Origin of the sequence: Caballeronia arationis, assembly GCF_001544975.2 — a bacterium.
Lineage (GTDB): Bacteria > Pseudomonadota > Gammaproteobacteria > Burkholderiales > Burkholderiaceae > Caballeronia > Caballeronia arationis.
This window is the reverse complement of the sequence record NZ_FCOG02000290.1, coordinates 1-3,763: the sequence shown is the minus strand read 5'-3', so window position 1 is coordinate 3,763 and position 3,763 is coordinate 1. Positions and strand designations below refer to the sequence as shown.

The 3,763-nt window shown below is 57.2% G+C and carries 2 protein-coding genes and 2 pseudogenes; all 4 read left to right on the top strand.

The window, feature by feature from the left end:
* Positions 1-106: 106 nt before the first annotated feature.
* Complete coding sequence (ltrA, locus tag AWB81_RS41090; protein WP_062644184.1) at positions 107-1,624, top strand: group II intron reverse transcriptase/maturase; 1,518 nt, start codon at positions 107-109, stop codon at positions 1,622-1,624.
* 83 nt (positions 1,625-1,707) lie between these two features.
* A pseudogene (locus AWB81_RS41085) lies at positions 1,708-1,902 on the top strand (DDE-type integrase/transposase/recombinase); the annotation flags it as partial.
* Positions 1,903-1,948: 46 nt separating this feature from the next.
* Entirely contained in the window at positions 1,949-3,319 is a 1,371-nt protein-coding gene (locus AWB81_RS41080; protein ID WP_167306286.1) for an IS30 family transposase, read from the top strand.
* A 34-nt stretch (positions 3,320-3,353) separates the two neighbouring features.
* Positions 3,354-3,662: pseudogene (locus AWB81_RS41075) on the top strand (integrase core domain-containing protein); the annotation flags it as partial.
* Between the last annotated feature and the right edge of the window lie 101 nt (positions 3,663-3,763).

Genomic DNA, 3,763 nt, shown 5'->3' with positions numbered 1-3,763 from the left:
TTACCGAGAACTGGATCGGCGCTCACGAACGCCAAGATGAGACCGTGAGAAAGGCGCAAGAACTCGGCACTCTCGAGTGAGGTGAAGACCTTTGATAATCAGTGAAATGCAAAGCAAACTGGCGATATGGTCGACGGAGAACAAAGAACGCAAGTTTGATCGACTCCTGAGACTGATTGCCGACAGGGATTGGCTGAGCGAGGCGGCTCGTATCACGCTGGCATCCAGCGGAGCCCGCACGCCGGGCGTGGATGGTGTCGACAAGCGCATGATGGAAGCATATCTCCCTCATGAACTGGCGACGATACGCGAAGAACTGTTGGCGGGCTCGTATAGTCCGCTGCCCGCGCGACGCGTGTATATACCCAAAGCGAATGGCAAGCTCAGGCCTCTCGGCATTCCGAGCCTGCGGGATCGGATCGTACAACGGGCCATGCTGATGGCGATGGAGCCGATATGGGAGAGCGATTTCCATCCGGCTTCGTATGGCTTCAGACCGGCCCCTAGTGTTCATCACGCGATTCGCACGGTGAAGCTTCAGCTACAAGACGGTGGCGAACACAGTGTCTCAGGTCGCTGGGTTATCGAGGGCGACCTCGCCAGTTACTTCGACACCGTTCATCATCGTCTTCTTCTGAAGGGAATCCGCAAGCGGATTGCCGATCAGCGCTTCCTTGCCCTGCTGTGGAAGTTCATCAAGGCCGGGTGCGTCGATCGCGATCTATTCCGTGCCGCGAGTGAAGGCGTTCCTCAGGGCGGTGTCATTTCACCCCTGTTATCCAACATCATGTTGCATGAATTCGATGCGTGGATGGAAAGGAACTACCTGAGCAAGAAGGTGCGCAAGGATCGGTGGGCGTGGAACTTCGCCATTCTCAAACAGCGTCCCATTACTGTGCGAGAAAACCGCCAGTGGAAACCAGCTATCGCCTACTGTCGGTACGCGGATGACTTTGTGATTGTGGTCAAGGGGACTCGCGAACATGCTGAGGCCGTACGCGAAGCGTGCCGTGGGTTCCTCGAAGGCGAACTGAAGCTCACGCTGAATATGGAGAAGACCCATATCACGCATGTGAACGATGGCTTTGTCTTCCTTGGTCACCGAATCATCCGCAAGCGTGGATCACGCGGTCGCATGCGACCTGTAACGACCATTCCGTGGGAGAAGTATCGGGGCTTTGCCGCGAGGCTCGTCAAGCAACTGTCGGGCAACTATGGCATGAACCGGATGGATCTGATGGAGAGCCTGCATCGGCAGATTGCCGGCTGGGCTGCCTTCTATCAATTCACCGACTTTACGGCCACCATGTTCAAAAAGCTGGACCGCACGGTCTTCTGGAAATTCGGCTACTGGCTTGCGCGCAGGTTTCGGCGCGGGTTCAGGTCGCTGATGCGCGACTACATTCGCGCACCAGAACCGGGACAAGCGACGACATGGGTGCTACAAGGCCAGAACAGTCGAGGTTGGTATGGGACGGTGGCGCTGCGGCGTCTGGTTACCAGCCGGAAAGGTCAATTCAGGTGGCGTTCGCCGTCGGAGAATCCGTACATTCTGCGCGATGAGAAACGCAGCACCATCGAGTCTCGCTACGCCGATGTCGCCTTTGCTATGAGCAACGCTTGAATGGAGAGCCGGATGCACTGAGAGGTGCAAGTCCGGTTCGGGGAGGAGAGGCAGGGAAATAGCTCGACTACGCCCTGTCTCTTACTCCACTCTCGACGTGGCAGGGCTGGCTCTATGTCGCATTTGTGATCGACGTGTTCGCCCGGCGCATTGTCGGCTGGCGCGTCAGCTCGTCGATGACCACGGACTTCGTTCTGGATGCACTTGAACAGGCGCTGTACGCTCGACGGCCAGACAATGACGGAACACTGATCCACCACTCCGATAGCGGTGCGCAAGGCGGATTCAACTGGTCGTTGCAACATCTCCTAAATGAGGTGTCAAATGGGACGACCACAGGGTTGGGGTTTGGAACAGACAGGAAGACCAATAATGCAATCGCCCGGCAGGCCAGGTGTCAATCAGCTAGAGACTAAGCGGGCGTTCTGGAATTGTGTCGCGCAAGGCATGGAGAGCGAGGCTGCGGCGCGGGCGTGTGGCGTGTCACAACCTTTGGGGCCAAGATGGTTTCGTGATGCGGGCGGAATGCCACCGATCGAGCTGACGCCGGGCACTGCGCCTTATCTGTTTTTTTCTGAACGCGAGGAAATTGCGCTGCTACGGGCGCAGGATTGCGGGATTCGTGAGATCGCGCGAAGACTGCAGCGCTCACCGTCGACCATCTCGCGCGAGTTGCGCCGTAACGCCGCAACCCGTGGCGGCACTTTGTTATACAGGGCGACGGTTGCTCAGTGGAAAGCTGAGCGTGCCGCGGAACGTCCGAAAGCTTCCAGACTGGCCAAGAACGAGAGATTAAAGAATTATGTGCAGAGTCGATTGGCGGGAGCAGTCACCGACTCAGAAGGCAGGCCGATTGCCGGACCTGACGTACCATGGAAAGGACGACGGCAAGGCCGCCGCGCGGACCGGCGTTGGGGCACTTGCTGGAGTCCCGAACAGATTAGTCGACGATTGCAGGCTGACTATCCCGAAGACCAATCCATGAGAATCTCTCACGAAGCCATCTATCAGGCGCTTTACATTCAGGGCCGTGGCGCTCTGCGAAAAGAGCTCACTGCCTGTTTGCGTACGGGCCGTGCACTTCGTGTGCCTCGAGCCAGGACGCAACAGCGAGGAAAGCATTTCATCACTCCGGAGGTCATGATCAGTGAACGTCCGGCTGAGACTGATGATCGTGCTGTTCCGGGTCACTGGGAAGGTGACCTGATCATCGGCCTTAATCGATCCGCAGTGGGTACGCTGGTCGAGCGTACCACCCGCTATACAATGTTGCTCCATCTCCCACCTATGGAGGGACATGGCACTGGCGTGCGGGCCAAGAATGGGCCACCCCTGGCGGGTCATGGAGCGGAGGCCGTCCGCAATGCCATAGCTGCGAAGATCGTGTTATTGCCTGAGCACTTGAGGCGCTCGCTCACATGGGATCAAGGCGCAGAGATGGCCCAGCACGTGCAGCTTCGAATCGATACGGGTCTGGAGATCTATTTCTGCGATCCTCAAAGCCCTTGGCAACGCGGGACCAACGAGAATACGAATGGTCTGTTACGTCAATACTTTCCGAAAGGCACCGACATCAGCCGATACACACAGCGCGAACTTGATGCCGTCGCAGACGCACTAAATTGCAGACCGCGTAAAAGCCTGGGATGGAAATCACCAGCAGAAGCACTGAGAGATCTACTACTTGCGTCATAAACATTAGGTGTTGCAACGACCCCTTGAACCTAAGCAATACGTAAGCATTCGCTACAGCGAACGGCTGACCGAAGCAGGTATCGAGCCGTCGGTTGGCAGCCGGGGCGACAGCTACGATAACGCGCTGGCTGAAACGATCAACGGCCTGTACAAGGCAGAAATGATTCATCGTCGTGCGCCGTGGAAAACACGGGAGTCCGTCGAGTTGGCAACGCTGGAATGGGTGGCCTGGTTCAATCATCATCGATTGATGGAACCCCTCGGCTACATCCCGCCTGCTGAAGCTGAGGCAAACTACTATCGGCAACTTGCAACACCGGTCGCCAAACCCGCATTAACTTAAACCAACCAGCCTCCACGTTTCCCGGGAATTGGTAAGGACCTCCCCGATCGCCAGATCGGCGCCGGTTGGTGCGATCATGGCTGTGCTACACAACCTTCAGC